The organism is Bacillus sp. SW14 (assembly GCF_047608225.1).
GTDB lineage: Bacteria > Bacillota > Bacilli > Bacillales > Bacillaceae > Bacillus > Bacillus subtilis_G.
In genome coordinates, this window is record NZ_JBLKRW010000001.1 from 1,803,002 (window position 1) to 1,821,361 (window position 18,360).

At 43.4% G+C, this 18,360-nt stretch carries 23 protein-coding genes, 2 pseudogenes and 1 riboswitch; of the genes and pseudogenes, 21 read left to right on the top strand and 4 right to left on the bottom strand.

The genetic code is table 11. The annotated features are described in order from the left end of the window. The 4 genes from spoVAE to lysA all read left to right on the top strand — a co-directional run bounded on the left by spoVAE (window position 1) and on the right by lysA (window position 3,828). Window positions 1-351: a stage V sporulation protein AE gene (spoVAE, locus tag ACMX2I_RS09355; protein ID WP_087990597.1), complete on the top strand. Its 351-nt coding sequence runs from the start codon at window positions 1-3 to the stop codon at window positions 349-351. Between the two features lie 7 nt (window positions 352-358). Beyond that, entirely contained in the window at window positions 359-976 is a 618-nt protein-coding gene (gene spoVAEA / locus ACMX2I_RS09360; RefSeq protein ID WP_087990596.1) for a stage V sporulation protein SpoVABEA, read from the top strand. After that, window positions 921-2,402, top strand: a complete 1,482-nt coding sequence (locus ACMX2I_RS09365) for a spore germination protein (protein ID WP_414956771.1) — start codon at window positions 921-923, stop codon at window positions 2,400-2,402. The genes spoVAEA and ACMX2I_RS09365 overlap by 56 nt, the downstream gene beginning before the upstream one ends. Window positions 2,403-2,508: 106 nt before the next feature. Further along, window positions 2,509-3,828 (top strand): diaminopimelate decarboxylase, encoded by a 1,320-nt coding sequence (gene lysA, locus ACMX2I_RS09370; protein WP_202327723.1) that lies wholly within the window; start codon window positions 2,509-2,511, stop codon window positions 3,826-3,828. Window positions 3,829-3,858: 30 nt separating this feature from the next. Here lysA and ACMX2I_RS09375 read toward each other — a convergent pair whose 3' ends face one another. Further along, window positions 3,859-4,731: a DUF1002 domain-containing protein gene (locus ACMX2I_RS09375; protein ID WP_087990593.1), complete on the bottom strand. Its 873-nt coding sequence runs from the start codon at window positions 4,729-4,731 to the stop codon at window positions 3,859-3,861. Between the two features lie 257 nt (window positions 4,732-4,988). On the opposite strand from ACMX2I_RS09375, the gene ACMX2I_RS09380 reads away from it, so the two are divergent. After that, window positions 4,989-5,420 (top strand): peptidylprolyl isomerase, encoded by a 432-nt coding sequence (locus tag ACMX2I_RS09380; RefSeq protein WP_087990809.1) that lies wholly within the window; start codon window positions 4,989-4,991, stop codon window positions 5,418-5,420. A 179-nt stretch (window positions 5,421-5,599) separates the two neighbouring features. Here the strand turns inward: ACMX2I_RS09380 and ACMX2I_RS09385 are convergent. After that, a pseudogene (locus tag ACMX2I_RS09385) lies at window positions 5,600-5,786 on the bottom strand (spore germination protein). 313 nt (window positions 5,787-6,099) lie between these two features. Here ACMX2I_RS09385 and ACMX2I_RS09390 point away from each other — a divergent pair. Further along, window positions 6,100-6,306, top strand: a complete 207-nt coding sequence (locus ACMX2I_RS09390) for a zinc ribbon domain-containing protein (RefSeq protein WP_003223929.1) — start codon at window positions 6,100-6,102, stop codon at window positions 6,304-6,306. Here the strand turns inward: ACMX2I_RS09390 and ACMX2I_RS09395 are convergent. Beyond that, window positions 6,249-6,486 (bottom strand): annotated as a pseudogene (locus tag ACMX2I_RS09395) (hypothetical protein). The gene ACMX2I_RS09390 and the pseudogene ACMX2I_RS09395 overlap by 58 nt on opposite strands. A gap of 15 nt (window positions 6,487-6,501) precedes the next feature. On the opposite strand from ACMX2I_RS09395, the gene ACMX2I_RS09400 reads away from it, so the two are divergent. The 8 genes from ACMX2I_RS09400 to ribT all read left to right on the top strand — a co-directional run bounded on the left by ACMX2I_RS09400 (window position 6,502) and on the right by ribT (window position 12,319). Continuing rightward, entirely contained in the window at window positions 6,502-6,759 is a 258-nt protein-coding gene (locus tag ACMX2I_RS09400; protein WP_202327334.1) for a hypothetical protein, read from the top strand. 94 nt (window positions 6,760-6,853) lie between these two features. Then, complete coding sequence (gene sipS / locus ACMX2I_RS09405; RefSeq protein WP_414956772.1) at window positions 6,854-7,408, top strand: signal peptidase I sipS; 555 nt, start codon at window positions 6,854-6,856, stop codon at window positions 7,406-7,408. Between the two features lie 232 nt (window positions 7,409-7,640). Next, on the top strand, window positions 7,641-7,985 hold the full coding sequence (locus ACMX2I_RS09410) for a hypothetical protein (protein ID WP_087990589.1): 345 nt from the start codon (window positions 7,641-7,643) through the stop codon (window positions 7,983-7,985). Between the two features lie 119 nt (window positions 7,986-8,104). Then, window positions 8,105-8,249: riboswitch (FMN riboswitch) on the top strand. Window positions 8,250-8,379: 130 nt separating this feature from the next. Next, window positions 8,380-9,465, top strand: a complete 1,086-nt coding sequence (gene ribD / locus ACMX2I_RS09415) for a bifunctional diaminohydroxyphosphoribosylaminopyrimidine deaminase/5-amino-6-(5-phosphoribosylamino)uracil reductase RibD (protein WP_414956773.1) — start codon at window positions 8,380-8,382, stop codon at window positions 9,463-9,465. Window positions 9,466-9,475: 10 nt separating this feature from the next. Next, entirely contained in the window at window positions 9,476-10,123 is a 648-nt protein-coding gene (gene ribE, locus ACMX2I_RS09420; protein WP_268551272.1) for a riboflavin synthase subunit alpha, read from the top strand. A 14-nt stretch (window positions 10,124-10,137) separates the two neighbouring features. Continuing rightward, on the top strand, window positions 10,138-11,334 hold the full coding sequence (locus ACMX2I_RS09425) for a bifunctional 3,4-dihydroxy-2-butanone-4-phosphate synthase/GTP cyclohydrolase II (RefSeq protein ID WP_414956774.1): 1,197 nt from the start codon (window positions 10,138-10,140) through the stop codon (window positions 11,332-11,334). Between the two features lie 32 nt (window positions 11,335-11,366). Continuing rightward, a complete protein-coding gene (gene ribH, locus ACMX2I_RS09430; protein ID WP_202327339.1) occupies window positions 11,367-11,831 on the top strand; it encodes a 6,7-dimethyl-8-ribityllumazine synthase in 465 nt (154 codons plus the stop codon). 113 nt (window positions 11,832-11,944) lie between these two features. After that, window positions 11,945-12,319 (top strand): GNAT family N-acetyltransferase RibT, encoded by a 375-nt coding sequence (gene ribT, locus ACMX2I_RS09435; RefSeq protein WP_087990585.1) that lies wholly within the window; start codon window positions 11,945-11,947, stop codon window positions 12,317-12,319. Between the two features lie 13 nt (window positions 12,320-12,332). Here the strand turns inward: ribT and ACMX2I_RS09440 are convergent, their stop codons facing one another. After that, window positions 12,333-12,857: a DUF309 domain-containing protein gene (locus ACMX2I_RS09440; protein ID WP_202327340.1), complete on the bottom strand. Its 525-nt coding sequence runs from the start codon at window positions 12,855-12,857 to the stop codon at window positions 12,333-12,335. A 273-nt stretch (window positions 12,858-13,130) separates the two neighbouring features. On the opposite strand from ACMX2I_RS09440, the gene scpA reads away from it, so the two are divergent. The 7 genes from scpA (at window position 13,131) to rluB (ending at window position 18,280) form a co-directional block, all read left to right on the top strand. Continuing rightward, window positions 13,131-13,886: a segregation/condensation protein A gene (gene scpA, locus ACMX2I_RS09445; RefSeq protein ID WP_202327346.1), complete on the top strand. Its 756-nt coding sequence runs from the start codon at window positions 13,131-13,133 to the stop codon at window positions 13,884-13,886. Beyond that, window positions 13,876-14,469, top strand: a complete 594-nt coding sequence (gene scpB, locus ACMX2I_RS09450; RefSeq protein ID WP_087990582.1) for an SMC-Scp complex subunit ScpB — start codon at window positions 13,876-13,878, stop codon at window positions 14,467-14,469. Before scpA ends, scpB begins: the two co-directional genes overlap by 11 nt. A gap of 55 nt (window positions 14,470-14,524) precedes the next feature. After that, window positions 14,525-15,064 (top strand): YpuI family protein, encoded by a 540-nt coding sequence (locus ACMX2I_RS09455; RefSeq protein WP_087990581.1) that lies wholly within the window; start codon window positions 14,525-14,527, stop codon window positions 15,062-15,064. Window positions 15,065-15,186: 122 nt separating this feature from the next. Continuing rightward, window positions 15,187-16,335 carry a D-alanyl-D-alanine carboxypeptidase family protein gene (locus ACMX2I_RS09460; RefSeq protein WP_414956775.1) on the top strand — a complete coding sequence of 383 codons (1,149 nt, stop codon included), beginning with the start codon at window positions 15,187-15,189 and terminating at the stop codon, window positions 16,333-16,335. Continuing rightward, window positions 16,323-16,913 carry a spore maturation protein SpmA gene (gene spmA / locus ACMX2I_RS09465; RefSeq protein WP_024121904.1) on the top strand — a complete coding sequence of 197 codons (591 nt, stop codon included), beginning with the start codon at window positions 16,323-16,325 and terminating at the stop codon, window positions 16,911-16,913. The genes ACMX2I_RS09460 and spmA overlap by 13 nt, the downstream gene beginning before the upstream one ends. Window positions 16,914-16,917: 4 nt before the next feature. Continuing rightward, a complete protein-coding gene (gene spmB, locus ACMX2I_RS09470; RefSeq protein WP_087990579.1) occupies window positions 16,918-17,454 on the top strand; it encodes a spore maturation protein SpmB in 537 nt (178 codons plus the stop codon). A gap of 91 nt (window positions 17,455-17,545) precedes the next feature. Beyond that, window positions 17,546-18,280 (top strand): 23S rRNA pseudouridine(2605) synthase RluB, encoded by a 735-nt coding sequence (gene rluB / locus ACMX2I_RS09475; protein WP_087990578.1) that lies wholly within the window; start codon window positions 17,546-17,548, stop codon window positions 18,278-18,280. Window positions 18,281-18,360 lie beyond the last annotated feature (80 nt).

Here is an 18,360-nt window from a genome sequence, read left to right on the forward strand (position 1 = left end):
ATGGACTACCTTTTGGCTTTTGTATGCGGCGGGGCCATTTGTATTGTCGGCCAGCTGCTCTTGGATATTTTTAAATTGACGCCAGCCCACGTCATGACATCATTTGTTGTGAGTGGCGCGATTTTAGATGGTTTTGGCATTTACGATAAATTTATTGAATTTGCCGGAGGAGGCGCCACCGTTCCGATCGTCAGCTTTGGCCACAGCCTTCTGCACGGTGCCATGCACCAGGCTCATATACATGGATTTATCGGAATCGGCATGGGGATTTTTGAGCTGACCTCTGCTGGTATCTCAGCCGCCATTCTCTTCGCCTTTATCGTAGCTGTTATTTTCAAACCGAAAGGATAATGCCGACATGACGACAAAACGAAAGGTCATACTGGTAACAGACGGGGATGTATACGCCGCTAAAACAATAGAATACGCCGCAAGCAAAGTGGGAGGGCGATGTATATCACAATCAAAGGGCAATCCCTCCATTCGCAGCGGCGCGGAGCTTGTCAAGTTGATCACCTCAGCACCGTATGATCCCGTATTTGTCATGTTTGACGACTCCGGCCTTCAAGGAGAGGGTCCGGGAGAAGCCGCTCTAACCTATGTCGCCACGCATCCGTCAATTGAAGTGCTCGGTGTGATTGCGGTCGCATCAAAAACACATCAGGCTGAATGGACTAGGGTTGACGTAAGCATTGACCGCAATGGAGAAATAACTGAATACGGTGTAGATAAAGTCGGGGAACGGGAATTTGATGAACACAGAATGAACGGAGACACAGTCTATTGCCTTGATAAACTTGATCTCCCGCTTATTGTCGGTATCGGGGATATTGGCAAAATGGGCAGAAAAGACGATATCTCAAAAGGGTCGCCCATCACCATGAAAGCGGTCGAGTTTATTTTAGAAAGGAGCGGGTATCATGCCGGACCAAAAGAAAGAGAAAACCCGGGTTTATCGGAATCCAGACAAAAATGAAGCATACTTTAAAAACCGTGTCGGGATGGGAACGAGCTACGATGTAGGGGTTCGCAAGCTCACCATTTTAGACAAAGAAATCCAGCTTTACTATTTGAATGGATTATGTGATACGGCCTTTATCATTCATTTAATGAGAGAACTCGTTGCCATTAACAATCGGGATGAGGATCCAGATCATCTGGTCGATATTGTAGAAAACAGGATTCTTAACGCCCAGGTCGAAAAAGTAAAAACGCTGGATGAAACGACTGACCAGTTGCTGTCGGGATTAGTCGCAGTTATTGTTGAAGACACGGGCTTCGCATTTATTATTGATGTCAGAAGCTATCCGGGCAGAAATCCGGAAGAACCTGATACGGAAAAGGTGGTCAGGGGAGCCAGAGACGGATTTGTTGAAAATATCGTCGTCAATACGGCTCTTCTCAGAAGGCGGATCAGAGACGAACGACTTCGCATTAAGATGACAAAGGTTGGCGAGCGATCAAAAACGGATCTGAGCATTATTTATATTGAAGATATTGCAGATCCGGATCTGGTAGATATTGTGGAAAAAGAACTTGCTGCCATTGATGTCGACGGCTTAACGATGGCTGACAAAACAGTAGAGGAATTCATTATTAAACAAGGCTACAACCCGTATCCGCTCGTCCGTTATACCGAAAGACCCGATGTCGCGGCCAATCATGTGCTTGAAGGCCATGTCGTCATCATGGTTGATACATCGCCGAGTGTGATTATCACACCGACGACAATGTTCCACCATGTCCAGCATGCTGAAGAATACAGGCAGGCGCCTGCAGTCGGTACTTTTTTAAGATGGGTGAGATTTTTCGGTATCATGGCATCCACTATACTTCTCCCGATCTGGTTTCTCTTTGTGCTGCAGCCGGACCTGCTGCCCGAGAATATGAAATTTATCGGTTTAAATAAAGATACGCATATCCCGATCATCCTGCAGATATTCTTAGCTGACTTAGGAATCGAATTTCTCAGAATGGCCGCCATACACACACCGACTGCTTTATCGACAGCAATGGGATTAATTGCTGCTGTGCTGATCGGACAGATTGCCATTGAAGTCGGCCTGTTTTCACCAGAGGTGATTCTATACGTCTCACTTGCAGCGATCGGAACCTTTACGACGCCTAGTTATGAATTGAGTTTGGCAAATAAAATGAGCCGACTTGCCCTCATGATACTCGTTGCCTTATTTCATGTAAAAGGGCTTGTTATCGGTTTTACAGTGCTAATTATTGCCATGTCCAGCATCAAATCCCTGCAAACACCGTACTTATGGCCGCTGATGCCCTTTAACGGCAAGGCGCTGTGGCAGGTACTGGTCCGCACAGCGAAACCAGGCGCAAAAGTAAGACCCAGTATCGTTCACCCAAGAAATCGCTTAAGACAACCTACCAATTCATAATCGCATTGAAACTGACTGAAGAGTATGATAATGTATGTCTTAATTATGAAGGGACAGTCCATAAAACTGTCCTTTTCACCCATAAGCGAAGAAAGAGGGAATGACATTGTTCTTACATGGCACAAGCAGACAAAATCAACATGGGCATTTAGAAATCGGAGGTGTGGACGCTCTTTATTTAGCGGAAAAATATGGAACACCTCTTTACGTATATGATGTGGCTTTAATACGTGAGCGTGCTAAAAGCTTTAAGCAGGCATTTATGACTGCAGGGCTTAAAGCACAGGTGGCATATGCGAGCAAAGCATTCTCATCAGTTGCAATGATTCAGCTTGCTGAGGAAGAGGGACTTTCTTTAGATGTCGTGTCCGGTGGAGAGCTTTATACAGCTGTTGCAGCGGGCTTCCCTGCAGAACGCATTCACTTTCATGGGAATAACAAGAGCAGGGAAGAACTGCGGATGGCACTTGAGCATCGCATCGGCTGCATTGTGGTGGATAATTTCTATGAAATTTCGCTTTTGGAAGACCTATGTAAAGAAACGGGACACTCCATCGATGTTCTTCTTCGAATAACGCCCGGAGTAGAAGCGCATACGCATGACTACATTACAACTGGCCAGGAAGATTCGAAGTTTGGTTTCGATCTTCATAACGGACAAACTGAACGGGCGATTGAGCAAGTATTACAATCAGAACACATTCAGCTTCTGGGTGTCCATTGCCATATAGGCTCGCAAATTTTTGATACGGCCGGTTTTGTGTTAGCAGCGGAAAAAATCTTCAAAAAACTCGACGAGTGGAGAGAATCATACTCGTTTGTATCCAAGGTGTTGAATCTCGGAGGAGGTTTCGGCATCCGTTATACCGAAGAAGATCAACCGCTTCACGCTACTGAATACGTTGAAAAAATTATCGATGCTGTGAAAGAAAATGCTGCCCGTTACGGTTTTAACATTCCGGAAATTTGGATCGAACCGGGACGTTCTCTCGTGGGAGATGCTGGCACAACCCTTTATACGGTTGGCTCTCAAAAAGAAGTGCCGGGCGTCCGCCAGTATGTGGCTGTAGACGGAGGCATGAACGACAATATTCGTCCTGCACTTTATCAGGCTAAGTATGAAGCAGCAACAGCCAATCGTATCGGAGAAGCGCATGACAATACGGTATCGATTGCCGGAAAGTGCTGTGAAAGCGGTGATATGCTGATTTGGGATATTGATCTGCCAGAAGTAAAAGAAGGCGATCTTCTTGCCGTTTTTTGTACAGGCGCATACGGATACAGCATGGCCAACAATTACAATCGAATCCCGAGACCTGCTGTTGTATTTGTAGAAAATGGAGAGGCCCATTTAGTCGTGAAGCGAGAAACATACGAGGATGTTGTCAAACTTGACCTGCCCTTTAAAACGAGTGTAAAGCAATAAGAAAGGCGCCGAATCTCTCGGCGCCTTTTCTTATTTGAATATAGAAACAATCGCATTCCAGATAGATACGAAGAAATCAATAACTTTCTGGATGAAGTTTTTGCCCTCATCTGATTCTATGAATTTCGTAATCTTATCTTTCGCTTTATCAAGCTGGTCACCGACTTGTCCCCAGTCGATGTCAACATTTTTCATTTTATTGAATAAGGAGACAAGCTGATCTTTTTGGCTATCTGTAAGTGTGACGTTTAAGTCAGAAGCCGCGTCGTCCACTTGTTTTTCAATGTCAGCCTTATTGTCAGGCACACCGTTTTTAGCAAATTCTTCTTTGATTTTTGCAATCAGTGCAGCCGCATTTTCGTTACCGATTTTGTCTCCAAGCTCTGATGTCGTGACAAGCTCTTGGTTGGCTACTTGCTTCACATCCTCTGAGATCGCTTCATCAGAAGAAACTTCATACGCCTTAATTAATCCGGTTAAAGCCGCAGTCCCGGATACCTCAAACGGTGCTGTCACATACACCTTCGCATCTTTAACACCGGCTGTCATCAGCGCATTTAGGTACATTTCATCTGTAATGCCGCTGATATTATGTGTCTCAACATTCAGTCCAGAGCCTTTTTTGGCGATGGTTATTGACGATGAAGAAATCGCTCTTGATCCGATTTGAGCGTTCGATATATATTTTCCTAAATATTCATGCTCTTCCTTATTGGTCACCGTTACCGTTGTGGCATTATCAGGGACATTCATTTCATTAAGCACTTTTTGTTTATCAGATTCTGACAAATCAGCACCCAGTGTGACAATGACATCTCCAACTGCGGCATCCGCGAGACTGACTTTCGGAACCGTCAGCAGCAAAACGGCCGCTGCCAGCATTCCAATCCATATTTTTTTCAAAGCAGTTTGACCTCCTTCAATTTCACAAGCAGCTGGATAGAGCTGCTTTGCGAGGACCTGAATCATGATGAAAAGACAGTTCCGTTAGGTAAGACGGAGATAAAGACATTCAGGTTTCATTTTTATTTTTTACTAAAGCCGGGAGATTCGTTTTCCCCCGAAAGGTGTGGTATAATAGCCGCGACAAGGAGAGACAGGCTATAACCTATCATACATAATCTCCTTTGAAAATTAAAATAAAGAAAGTAGGCATACAATTGAAAACAGGTTACTTTTTATTAGAAGACGGCAACAAAATTGAATTTGAACTTTATCCTGAAGCTGCACCGGGCACTGTCGCAAACTTTGAAAAGCTTGCGAACGAAGGCTTCTATGACGGTCTTACATTCCACCGAGTGATTCCGGGCTTCGTGAGCCAAGGAGGCTGCCCGCACGGAACTGGCACAGGCGGTCCAGGATACACAATCAAATGTGAAACAGAAGGAAACCCGCACACTCATGAAGCGGGTTCGCTTTCTATGGCACATGCAGGAAAAGACACTGGCGGCAGCCAATTTTTCATCGTTCATGAGCCACAGCCTCATTTGAACGGGGTTCACACTGTATTTGGTAAAGTAACAAGCGGACTAGAATTCGCGAAAAACATGTCTAACGGCGACGTCATGAAAGAAGTTCGTGTAGAAGGCTAATAGGCAGGCAGAAGGCTTCCTCGTATCGGGGGAAGCTTTTTTATTTGTGAAAAATATACCAATAAAAAACCGTCCGAGTGTTGGAGGCGGTAAAAACAAACAGGCATGATTAGGTTGAAGTGAAGACATTGCGGCGAGTGTTTCATGATGAAATGTAATTAAAATATTTTGGTCACGTTCTAATCAGTAAATTGATGGTTAATTAGTTTGGCTTACAAAGTTGTTTTCAATGACAATTCCCGTATTCGAGCCGCCGGAACCAGACACAGATTTGGACACAGTTAATGGCCTGATCATAAAAGCGCCGCCTACGTTCACTACGCTGTTTCCGGAAATGTTGTTTATATTGATAGGATAAACAATCACACTATCGAGTCTCCTTTCATATTATTTTATTTTTTATATGTATTAGTGCTAGAGGCGTTAAGCGTAAACTTATTGGTAAAAATAATTATCTTTTATATGATGTCGTGCAAAGGTGATAGATTCTTAATCATTGCATCTTGTTTAGCGAGTCATGCGTATTCGCTTCCAATTCAAGCTTGCATAATGGGATTTTTTGTGTGGAGTTCATATGTAAAATTAAGAAAACTTTAAATTTACATCGTTCATAAAAATGGTATTTTGTAGTAAAATAAATCAAAAACAAACGTAATGTGATGAAAAGGAGTTTGGCGTTATGAACAACAAAGGCTGTATAAAATGCGGAAGCACTGAAGCAGGCCAAAAAGAAATCGCCACAACCGGCACGGGATTGTCAAAGTTGTTTGACGTGCAGCATAACCGTTTTCTAGTGGTGTACTGCAAGAATTGCGGATATTCAGAGTTTTATAATAAAGAATCCTCAACAGCCGGCAACATATTGGATTTGTTTTTTGGGGGCTGATCCATGTTTTCGAGCTTCAATGATTTTAAACACATCCTGAAAGCCAAACGGGATGCCGGTTATATCACCTGTGAAATAGGCTGCCGTAAACATTCCAGTACCCTTCATGACGTGAATCATTTTGTCAAGTGCTATGGGTATCATGAACTTGGCGATCAATGGAATGCAGTAGATGAACAGACTGCCCGTCACCTCGTGACTTATATCCTATCTAAAGATTTAGCATACGAGTTCACTCTTTCATCCAAGTCCATTGCTTCTGAATTATGCGATTATTTTTTTGATTACTTTGCGGATGTGCCTACGTATTATACAAATGCTGATGTTGTTGTTCAGTCCGGTTATGTTGAACTAAGCAGCTGGACTCCAATTTCCCAAGCGACATTTGATGCAGGGCTGGTTGTGGCTGACAAGAAAAAGTTAGGCATGATTTGGGTAGAAGATGAAGATTAATAGAGTATAAAATCATGTCAATGGTCCTGATAGGATTTCTTTTCGATTCGTGATAACATAAATTTGAAGACCGTTGTTTATTGGAGGAAATCAGTTGAAATCAGAAAATGTTTCGAAGAAAAAAACAATGTTAGAATGGGCAAAAGCAATTGTGATTGCTGTCGTTCTCGCTTTGCTCATCCGCCATTTTATTTTTGCGCCGTATGTCGTTGACGGTGACTCTATGTATCCAACACTTCATAACCGGGAAAGAGTCTTTGTCAACATGACAATCAAGTACATCGGTGAGTTTGATAGAGGAGACATCGTCGTATTAAACGGGGAGGATGTTCACTATGTCAAACGGATTATCGGCCTGCCTGGAGATACGGTTGAAATGAAGAACGACCAGCTTTATATCAATGGGAAAAAGGTGGCCGAGCCTTATTTGGCAGCTAATAAAAAGAGAGCAAAACAGGACAATTATGACCATCTGACCGATGATTTCGGCCCGGTGAAAGTGCCTGATGACAAGTATTTTGTGATGGGGGATAATCGGCGGAACTCAATGGACAGCCGAAACGGGCTTGGCCTCTTCACAAAAAAACAAATTGCCGGCACGTCAAAGTTTGTTTTCTTCCCATTTAACGAAATGCGTAAAACAAATTAGGATCGAGCAGCTTCCGAACAGGGGCTGCTTTTTTTATTTCTTTTTTATATTCATCCCCCAAAACCAGAACATAAATTCGTATAACTATAGAAAAGAAATTGCAGAAAGGTGAAACATATTCTCGTTATGCACCGTTATATTAATAATTTACGAGAAATGACGGTTTTTTATTCATGAAAAAGTGGAATAACTCATATGAATGAATAGATTCATATCGGCTGGAGGTTTAAAAATGGGAAGAATAAAAACCAAGATTACCATTCTGTTAGTGCTTTTGCTTCTACTTGCAGGCGGTTATATGTACATAAATGGCGTTGAGCTGAAGGATGTTCCGACAGCAATTGGACAAACCTTGTCCTCGGAAGAAGAGGAATACACCATTCAGGAATATAAAGTGACGGAAATTGACGGCTCTGAATATCATGGAGAAGCCGAAAACGGTACGAAAATCATCTTCAATGGAAAAAAATTAAATCAGGATTTGTCTGATATAGAAGAAGGCGACAAGATTAAGGCATACTTCAGCAAATCAAAGCGGATCGACGGATTAATTAAAGTTGCCAAAGTGAATGATTAACAAAACATCACCTTTCGGATTGAAGGGTGATGTTTTGTTTTCTCAAATTGTAAGTTTATTTCATTGCGTACTTTAAGAAGGATCGCTATAATAGCCAATAAGGACAAATGAATAAAGATTGTATCCTTCGGGGCAGGGTGGAAATCCCGACCGGCGGTAGTAAAGCGAATGCGCTTTAGAGCCCGTGACCCGTGTGCATCAGCGCGCGGTGGATTCAGTTTAAGCTGAAGCCGACAGTGAGAGTCTGGATGGGAGAAGGATGATGAGCCGCTATGCAAATGGTTCAAAAATGCATAGTGTTATTTCTTATTGCGTAAAATACCTAAAGCCCCGGATTTTTCATAAATTCGGGGCTTTTTTGACGGTAAATCAATAAAAGAGGGGAGGGAAATAAATGGAAGAGTATTATATGAAGCTGGCATTAGATCTTGCGAAGCAGGGCGAAGGACAGACCGATTCTAATCCGCTCGTCGGCGCTGTTGTGGTAAAAGACGGACAAATTGTCGGAATGGGCGCCCATTTAAAATATGGGGAAGCTCATGCAGAAGTTCATGCCATCCATATGGCCGGCTCCCACGCAAAGGGTGCTGATATTTACGTGACACTCGAACCGTGCAGCCATTACGGAAAAACACCGCCATGTGCAGAGCTGATTGTCAACTCTGGAATCAAAAGAGTGTTTGTGGCGATGAGAGACCCTAATCCGCTTGTGGCTGGAAGAGGAGTCAACATGATTGAAGAAGCCGGTATTGAAGTAAAGGAAGGCATCTTGGCAGACCAGGCGGAGAAGCTGAATGAAAAATTCCTGCACTTCATGAGGACAGGCCTCCCTTACGTCACACTAAAAGCTGCCGCCAGTCTTGACGGAAAGACAGCCACTAGCACGGGCGAGAGCAAATGGATCACGTCAGAGGCTGCAAGACAGGATGCTCAGCAATACAGGAAAACACACCAAAGCATTTTAGTCGGAGTTGGCACCGTGAAAGCCGATGATCCGAGTTTAACCTGCAGGCTGCCGAATGTGGCAAAACAGCCGGTTCGGGTGATCCTTGACACCGAACTCTCGATTCCTGAGGACGCCCGAGTGATTTGCGATCAGGAAGCGCCGACATGGATTTTCACAACGGCACGCGCAGACGAGGAAAAGAAAAAACGGCTTTCAGCTTTGGGAGTGAACATATTTACGTTTGAAACAGATCACATTCAAGTTCCTGATGTTCTGAAAATCCTTGCAGAAGAAGGCATTATGTCTGTGTATGTGGAAGGCGGTTCTGCTGTTCACGGAAGCTTTGTCCAAGAAGGCTGTTTTCAAGAAATCATCTTCTATTTTGCCCCTAAACTAATCGGAGGAACGCATGCTCCCAGCTTAATCTCCGGTGAAGGTTTTCAATCAATGAAAGATGTCCCCTTATTGCAATTCACTGATATAACCCAAATCGGCCGTGATATCAAACTGACGGCAAAACCGATAAACGAGTAGGATGGTGACCATGTTTACAGGAATTATAGAAGAAACAGGCACAATCGAATCGATGAAAAAAGCAGGGCATTCAATGGCCTTGACAATCAAATGCTCAAAGATACTAGAGGATGTTCATCTGGGCGACAGCATTGCGGTGAACGGCATTTGCCTGACTGTCACCGATTTTACAAAAAATCAATTCACAGTAGATGTAATGCCTGAAACAGTCAAAGCGACCTCACTGAATGAATTATCAAAAGGAAGCAAAGTAAATTTGGAAAGAGCGATGGCGGCAAACGGCCGATTCGGAGGCCATTTCGTCTCAGGACATGTTGACGGAACTGCTGAAATTACACGAATTGAAGAGAAATCTAACGCTGTTTACTATGATTTAAAGATGGACCCGTCTTTAACAAAAACATTGGTTTTAAAGGGATCCATTACCGTGGATGGTGTAAGCTTGACCATATTCGGCCTGTCAGAAGATACAGTGACAATTTCTTTAATACCGCATACTATCAGCGAAACGATTTTTTCAGATAAAACGATTGGCTCTACAGTGAATATCGAATGCGATATGATCGGAAAATATATGTATCGTTTTCTGCATAAAGCCAGTGAAAATAAGACCCAACAAACCATTACAAAAGCCTTCTTAAGCGAAAACGGCTTTTAGAGAGGAAGATTCGCATGTTTCATCCAATAGAAGAAGCGCTAGACGCTTTAAAAAAAGGCGAAGTCATCATCGTTGTAGATGATGAAGACAGAGAAAATGAAGGAGACTTTGTCGCTCTTGCCGAGCATGCAACCCCAGAAGTCATTAACTTTATGGCGACCCACGGAAGAGGACTGATTTGCACGCCGCTTAGTGAGGAAATCGCGGACAAGCTTGATCTTCACCCAATGGTTGAGCACAATACAGATTCTCATCATACTGCATTTACGGTAAGCATTGACCACCGCAAAACGAAAACGGGTATCAGTGCTCAAGAAAGATCTTTTACCGTTCAAGCATTGCTGGACAGCAAATCCGTGCCGTCTGATTTTCAGCGTCCGGGGCACATTTTTCCGCTCATTGCGAAAAAAGGAGGTGTCCTGAAAAGAGCGGGCCATACAGAAGCTGCTGTTGACCTTGCTGAAGCCTGCGGATCCCAAGGAGCCGGCGTCATTTGTGAAATTATGAATGAAGACGGAACGATGGCAAGAGTGCCCGAGCTCATTGAAATTGCGAAAAAGCATCAATTAAAAATGATCACGATTAAAGATTTGATTCAATACCGTTACAACCTGACAACACTTGTCGAGCGGGAAGTCGACATTACGCTGCCTACTGATTTTGGCACATTTAAGGTTTACGGATACACAAATGAGGTAGACGGAAAAGAGCATGTCGCATTTGTGATGGGAGACGTGCCGTTCGGTGAAGAACCGGTATTGGTCCGGGTTCATTCAGAATGTCTCACAGGTGACGTGTTTGGATCTCATCGCTGTGACTGTGGCCCGCAGCTGCACGCCGCGCTGGCGCAAATTGCCGCAGAAGGGCGGGGAGTGCTCTTGTATTTGCGCCAAGAAGGCCGAGGCATCGGTTTAATCAATAAATTAAAAGCTTATAAGCTTCAGGAACAAGGCTATGATACCGTAGAAGCCAATGAAGCGCTCGGGTTCTTACCGGACCTTCGCAACTATGGCATCGGGGCACAAATGTTACGCGATCTCGGTGTGCGGAATATGAGGCTTCTGACGAATAATCCGCGAAAAATCGCCGGTCTTGAAGGCTATGGACTCAGCATTTCAGAAAGAGTGCCCCTTCAAATGGAGGCAAAAGAGCACAATAAAAAATATTTACAAACCAAAATGAATAAACTGGGTCATTTGCTTCATTTCTAATCACAAATATCACAAAAAAGGATGGGAATCATATGAATATCATACAAGGAAACTTAGTTGGTACAGGTCTTAAAATCGGAATCGTAGTAGGAAGATTTAATGATTTTATTACAAGCAAGCTGCTAAGCGGTGCAGAAGATGCGTTGCTCAGACACGGCGTAGACACAAATGATATTGATGTGGCTTGGGTTCCAGGCGCATTTGAAATACCGTTTGCCGCCAAAAAAATGGCGGAAACAAAAAAATATGACGCGATTATCACATTGGGCACTGTTATCAGAGGTGCAACGACACATTATGATTATGTTTGCAATGAAGCTGCAAAAGGCATCGCGCAAACAGCAAACACGACAGGCGTACCTGTCATCTTTGGCATTGTCACCACTGAAAACATCGAGCAGGCTATTGAGCGTGCCGGCACGAAAGCAGGCAACAAAGGTGTAGATTGCGCTGTTTCTGCCATAGAAATGGCAAATTTAAACCGTTCATTTGAATAATTTGTTGAAAACAGTTTAAAAATATGGCGAAAATGATATAATGTGAGAAAACGGATCACCTATTCGTATCCGTTAATAGCCAGACTGGACATTTTGGATATAGAGGGGTTTTTATGTTAATTCGTTATAAAAAATCGTTTGAAAAGATTGCGATGGGGCTTCTTTCGTTCATGCCGAATGAAAAAGACCTTAAGCAGCTTCAGCAGACAATTAAGGACTACGAAACGGATACAGACCGCCAGCTCTTTCTTTGGAAAGAGGACGAGGATATCGTCGGAGCAATCGGAGTCGAAAAAAAGGATTCCGAGGTTGAAATCCGGCATATCAGTGTGAATCCTTCTCATCGCCATCAAGGAATCGGAAAACAGATGATGGATGCTTTAAAGCATTTATTCAAAACGCAGATACTGGTTCCGAATGAATTAACGCAGAGCTTTTTCGAACGTTGTCAAGATCAGCAGGATCAAGACATTTCATACAATAATTAAGCAGAGGCTGTCATCAGCCTCTGCTTTTTTTTCTCCGTTCTATCTCTTTTTCACGCTCAAGGATGACCTCAGTCCGATCCCGCAAACGGTGCTTGTCAATAAGAAATGTGTCGGTGATTGTGCTGGGCTGCCCCCATGTGTACTCTGTTTTCTGACATTCAATGCGGCATGTTTCCTCCAGCTTTTCATCTTTGATCGGCAGCATGATGCTTTTATAGGAAGATCCCATTTCGATTTGTTCGTAAACCGACTGCATAAGCTCGAGTAAACGGCTATGATCAAGTCCCAAGTCTTCGACCGCTTGTTTTTCGGCTTGAAGAATCCGGATGCTGTTCGCCATCAGTCTTTTTGCACCGGCTGTATTCTGCCTTCTATGATGATACAAAGCAACCGCAAGCTGAATAAAGCCGACCCAATACATTTTTCGTTGATTTGGAGGGTCTTCCTTCCAATATTCTTCTAAAATTTCATGGCATTCAAAATAATCCCGTGTTGCGTGAAACTCAACGAGATAATCGATATAAGCTTTCGGGTACACGATGCTTCCTCCTTTAATCTGCTTTCAGTGTAACATAGGAAGAATAAAAGAAAAAAACGCTCAGCCCTGATTGATTCTTTGTTTATCACGACAATTGAAAGGGAAACCGCCGCGGGGGTCTTTCTCGCAACTCCTTTATTGTTTTGAATTTTCTGTACAAATAGCTTTAAAACAGGAAATGAAATAGTATTGGACGAGAGCTTTTTGGTGGCTTATACTAAAGGATAGCCAGTTTATCCGGCAATGAGAGTGATACTTGAAAATGGTGAGATGATGGAAGAATATCAAGTGAAAATTGATACGTTTGAGGGCCCATTGGACCTGCTGCTTCATTTAATCAATCGTCTTGAAATTGACATATATGATATCCCTGTGGCAAAGATCACTGAACAATATTTATTATATGTACATACGATGCGTGTGCTTGAGCTCGATATTGCCAGCGAGTATTTGGTCATGGCTGCCACGCTGCTCAGCATTAAAAGCAGAATGCTGCTCCCGAAGCAAGAGGAGGAGCTTTTTGAAGATGAATTACTTGAAGAAGAGGATCCGCGGGAGGAACTGATTGAAAAGCTGATTGAGTATAGAAAATATAAAGATGCGGCGAAGGATTTAAAAGAACGGGAAGAAGAAAGACAAAAATCGTTCACGAAACCGCCGAGTGATTTGAGTGAATATGCAAAAGAAGTCAAACAGTCTGAGCAAAAGCTCTCAGTCACGGTCTATGACATGATCGGGGCTTTTCAAAAAGTGCTGAAACGCAAAAAAATAACAAAACCGATGGAAACAACAATTACCAGACAAGAAATACCAATCGAAGACAGAATGAACGAAATCGTGCACAGCCTGAAATCAAGAGGAACGAGAATCAACTTTATGGAGCTGTTTCCGTATGAGCAAAAAGACCATTTGGTTGTAACTTTTCTAGCTGTTCTCGAGCTGATGAAGAATCAGCGGATTCTCATTGAACAGGAGCACAATTTTTCAGATATTTACATTACGGGGAGTGAATCCATTCATGGGGCTTGATATCGTGAATTGGAAAGCTATAGTGGAAGCCCTTCTTTATGCGGCAGGCGATGAAGGGCTCACAAAAAAGCAGCTGTTAACAGTGCTTGAAATCGAAGAGCCTGAACTGAACACCATTATGGCGGATGTGGCGGAAGAATACCGCGGGGATGCAAGGGGCATTGAACTTATTACATATGCAGATACGTACATGCTCTCTACCAAAAAAGCCTTTGCGCCGTATTTGAAAAAACTAATAGAAGTGCCGTCAAAGGGCCTTTCTCAAGCTTCATTAGAAGTGCTGGCCATTGTTTCTTATAAACAGCCGATTACCAGAGCAGAAATTGAAGAAATCAGAGGCGTGAAATCAGAGCGGATTTTACATAGCCTCGTCGCGAAGGCTTTATTGTGTGAAGTTGGACGGGCTGACGGTCCGGGACGGGCCATATTATACGGCACCACGCCGACTTTTCTTGAACAATTCGGTTTGAAAACGCTGGACGAGCTTCCGCCGCTGCCTGAAAATGCGGAAGAAGACGTTCTTCAAGAAGAAGCAGATTTATTTTTTGAAAACTTTAACCAAACCTTCGAAGATATAAAATAGATGTTTAATGAATCGCGATTTTTCATCAACATAAGATATAAGGAAAGAAGCTATTATGAAAGAAGCAAAATGTGAGAGACAAAGACATGAGGGGAAGATACCAAACGAAATGAGACATTCGATTGTGCGAGCGCAGACTCAAAAAACAGACGAATTCTTATCAATGGTTGTCAATACTGTTAACGATTACCTAAACCAAACAACGCTTGCGTCCTTGCAGGCTGAATTGCCTATTGAGAAAGGATACTGCTGTGATGTGCTGAGCACTCTGAGAAGAATGACAGTATATTGTGAAGGAGGCGCAGAAGCGTGCCGCCGTCTCCTGATGCAGGAGCCTTTTCAAGAAGCCAGAGCGGGAAAAACACTTTACAAGGTGTATCACCAATGCATTGAAGAGTTCTTTATGCCCAAAAAGGACACGTGGTGTGAAAATAGCCGGGCGTCTTATACCGGAGTCAGCGCAATTGAGTTTTACCATGCTGTTCCTGCGTCGCTTGAGCAATTATTATTGCCGCTGAGCGCAGCCTTTCTGAGAATGAGAGAAGAGCTGGCTCATTACGAAGCGTCCGGATCAAGCATGGCGCCAATCAGATAACGTTTACTCTCCCTTTTTCAGGGAGAGTTTTTTTATGTTTGCCTGCAGATCTATAATTGGTATTCATAACTGGTGGACATGCGCATAAACTTGTACAAACCACCACAAGGACGTGAGCAAACATGCGCATTTTCAAAAACGCAGTATTCATGGTTATAATTTCTTTTCTTTTTGCAAATGTAAATGTGAACACAGCACATGCTGCTATAGATGTCAGTGCAAAAAGTGCGATTGTCATTGATGGAGCGTCAGGCCGGGTGTTATTTGCCAAAAGCGAGCATGAAAAAAGGCGGATTGCAAGCATCACAAAAATCATGACGGCTGTTCTCGCCATCGAATCCGGCAAAATGGATGAAACGGTGACGGTTTCGGCAAATGCTGTCAGAACAGAAGGCTCTGCCATTTATTTAACAGAAGGCCAAAAAGTGAAACTAAAAGATCTTGTGTACGGCCTCATGCTGAGATCAGGAAACGACGCCGCTGTTGCGATTGCTGAACATGTCGGCGGAAGTCTTGATGGATTTGTTTATATGATGAATCAAAAAGCCGAGCAGCTTGGCATGGAGAATACCTGTTTTCAAAACCCGCACGGATTGGACGACCACAAAAACCATTATTCAACAGCCTTTGATATGGCCATTTTAACCAAATACGCTATGAAGCTGAAAGACTATCAAAAAATTTCAGGCACAAAAGTATACAGAGCAGAAACGATGGAAAGCGTTTGGAAAAACAAAAATAAACTGCTGACGATGCTTTATCGATACAGCACAGGAGGGAAAACAGGCTATACAAAACTTGCAAAACGGACACTGGTCTCAACAGCCACAAAGGATAGCATTGACCTGATAGCCGTGACTATCAATGATCCTGACGATTGGGATGATCATATGAAAATGTTTAACTATGTGTTTAATCATTATCAAACCTATTTAATCGCGAAAAAAGGGGACATTCCAAAGCTGAATGGCACATTTTATGAATCTAAGGCTTTTATTAAACGGGACATCACCTATTTGCTGACTGAAGAGGAAAAAGAAGATGTCAACATTCAAACCACGCTGCTTAAACCGAAAAAAGCATGGGAAAAAGACGCCTCAAAGATTCCCGACATCGTAGGGCACATGAAGATCATGTTTAACGATGAAACCATCGCAAAAGTGCCGATCTATTATGAAAATGAACGAAATCAAAAACCGAAGAAACAATTTTTTGAAACGTTCAAATCAATCTTTCTGAATGCGGCTGGCGGGGCAAAATGGTCAATATAATATGGGTCAGCTTAACTGTGATCGGACTTGTTTTTGCGATGTGCAACGGAACCTTGCAAGATGTAAATGAAGCTGTGTTTAAGGGGGCAAAGGAAGCCGTTACGATCTCATTCGGGCTGATGAGCGTGCTTGTTTTCTGGCTTGGCTTAATGAAAATAGCCGAGCAGTCAGGGCTTTTGGATATTTTCAGCCGGATGTGCAGGCCTTTTATATCTAAGCTGTTCCCGGATATCCCTCCGGATCACCCGGCGATGGGCTACATTTTATCTAATCTCATGGCGAACTTCTTCGGCCTTGGGAATGCGGCAACTCCGCTTGGCATTAAAGCAATGGAGCAAATGAAAAAGCTGAATGGAAACCGATCGGAAGCAAGCCGGTCGATGATTACTTTTTTAGCTGTCAATACGTCCTGCATTACTCTCATTCCGACAACCGTAATCGCTGTCCGAATGGCTTATTCCTCCAAAACACCGACAGATATCGTCGGACCAAGTATTTTGGCGACCCTCATTTCTGGAATCGGCGCCATTATCATTGACAGGTATTTTTATTACCGCCGCAAAAAGAAGGGAAGGTGAGCGGATGGAAATCATTAATTGGCTGTCTTTAGCCATGATTCCGATCATTATTGCCGGCATTCTTCTTTATGGAACAATCAAAAAGGTTCCCACATATGAATCCTTTGTAGAAGGCGGAAAAGAAGGCATAGAGATCGCCTTTTCCATTATCCCCTACTTAGTCGGAATGCTTGTCGCCATTACTGTTTTCAGATCATCAGGCGCGCTTGATTTTATAATGGACCTTTTAAAACCGGTTTTCTCCGCTATCGGTATACCCGCTGAGGTGGTTCCGCTTGCCCTGATCCGCCCGATCTCCGGTACGGCTGCACTCGGTATGACAACCGATATAATTGCAGTTTACGGGCCGGACTCCTTCATTGGCAGACTGGCATCCGTTATGCAGGGGTCAACGGATACAACGCTTTATGTGCTGACTGTGTACTTCGGGGCAGTCGGCATTAAAAAAATGGGTGATGCATTAAAGGTGGGACTTCTTGCTGATTTAATCGGTGTAGTTGCATCTATCATCATCGTTACGTTATTATTTGGGGGCGCCTGAAAACGGCGTTTTTTTAGATTGGGCGCATACAGTCTGAAAAAGCTTGTTTGTTCAGGTCGAAAAAAGTAAGATAATACTTGAGGTGAAAGACATGGAAAGACTGCAAAAAGTGATTGCTCATGCCGGATTTGCATCGCGCAGAAAGGCAGAAGAGCTGATTAAAGAAGGAAAAGTAAAGGTGAACGGCAAAGTAGTAACAGAGCTTGGTGTTAAGGTCACCGGTTCTGATCAGGTTGAGGTAAACGGGTTAAAGGTTGAACGTGAGGAGCCGGTTTACTTTCTCTTATATAAACCAAGAGGCGTTATTTCTGCAGCCCAAGATGACAAAGGACGCAAAGTCGTGACAGACTTTTTTAAAGAAGTCCCGCAGCGCATTTATCCGATCGGGCGTTTGGATTATGATACGAGCGGTCTTTTGCTTTTAACCAATGACGGCGAGTTTGCCAATAAGCTGATGCATCCTAAATATGAAATAGACAAAACATACGTGGCGAAGGTGAAAGGCATTCCGCCTAAAGAGCTGCTCAGAAAGATGGAGCGTGGAATTATGCTGGAAGAAGGCAAAACGGCGCCTGCTAAAGCGAAGCTTCTGTCTTTGGATAAGAAAAAGCAGACAAGCATTATTCAGCTGACAATTCATGAAGGACGCAACAGACAGGTGCGCCGCATGTTCGAAGCGATCGGGCATGAGGTAATCAAGCTGAAGCGCGAAGAATACGCGTTTTTAAACCTGCGAGGCTTGCACACGGGAGATGCCAGAGAACTTACGCCGCATGAAGTCAAAAGACTCAGAGCGCTGGCGGAGCACGGTAAAAACGCTTTCTAAATTTCACATAACCTTCAAAAAGTAGAAATGTGAAATGAATGTGCAATGATATAATTGAATGGATCTGCAATAGGGGGAAG

What these genes read in the sequence shown, in the direction of transcription:
- spoVAE (WP_087990597.1), top strand. Translation starts at nt 1, where the DNA reads ATGGACTACCTTTTGGCTTTTGTATGCGGCGGGGCCATTTGTATTGTC.
- spoVAEA (WP_087990596.1), top strand. Translation starts at nt 359, where the DNA reads ATGACGACAAAACGAAAGGTCATACTGGTAACAGACGGGGATGTATAC.
- ACMX2I_RS09365 (WP_414956771.1), top strand. Translation starts at nt 921, where the DNA reads ATGCCGGACCAAAAGAAAGAGAAAACCCGGGTTTATCGGAATCCAGAC.
- ACMX2I_RS09390 (WP_003223929.1), top strand. Translation starts at nt 6,100, where the DNA reads ATGAACAACAAAGGCTGTATAAAATGCGGAAGCACTGAAGCAGGCCAA.
- ACMX2I_RS09410 (WP_087990589.1), top strand. Translation starts at nt 7,641, where the DNA reads ATGGGAAGAATAAAAACCAAGATTACCATTCTGTTAGTGCTTTTGCTT.
- ribD (WP_414956773.1), top strand. Translation starts at nt 8,380, where the DNA reads ATGGAAGAGTATTATATGAAGCTGGCATTAGATCTTGCGAAGCAGGGC.
- ribE (WP_268551272.1), top strand. Translation starts at nt 9,476, where the DNA reads ATGTTTACAGGAATTATAGAAGAAACAGGCACAATCGAATCGATGAAA.
- ACMX2I_RS09425 (WP_414956774.1), top strand. Translation starts at nt 10,138, where the DNA reads ATGTTTCATCCAATAGAAGAAGCGCTAGACGCTTTAAAAAAAGGCGAA.
- ribH (WP_202327339.1), top strand. Translation starts at nt 11,367, where the DNA reads ATGAATATCATACAAGGAAACTTAGTTGGTACAGGTCTTAAAATCGGA.
- ribT (WP_087990585.1), top strand. Translation starts at nt 11,945, where the DNA reads ATGTTAATTCGTTATAAAAAATCGTTTGAAAAGATTGCGATGGGGCTT.
- scpA (WP_202327346.1), top strand. Translation starts at nt 13,131, where the DNA reads ATGGAAGAATATCAAGTGAAAATTGATACGTTTGAGGGCCCATTGGAC.
- scpB (WP_087990582.1), top strand. Translation starts at nt 13,876, where the DNA reads ATGGGGCTTGATATCGTGAATTGGAAAGCTATAGTGGAAGCCCTTCTT.
- ACMX2I_RS09455 (WP_087990581.1), top strand. Translation starts at nt 14,525, where the DNA reads ATGAAAGAAGCAAAATGTGAGAGACAAAGACATGAGGGGAAGATACCA.
- ACMX2I_RS09460 (WP_414956775.1), top strand. Translation starts at nt 15,187, where the DNA reads ATGCGCATTTTCAAAAACGCAGTATTCATGGTTATAATTTCTTTTCTT.
- spmA (WP_024121904.1), top strand. Translation starts at nt 16,323, where the DNA reads ATGGTCAATATAATATGGGTCAGCTTAACTGTGATCGGACTTGTTTTT.
- spmB (WP_087990579.1), top strand. Translation starts at nt 16,918, where the DNA reads ATGGAAATCATTAATTGGCTGTCTTTAGCCATGATTCCGATCATTATT.
- rluB (WP_087990578.1), top strand. Translation starts at nt 17,546, where the DNA reads ATGGAAAGACTGCAAAAAGTGATTGCTCATGCCGGATTTGCATCGCGC.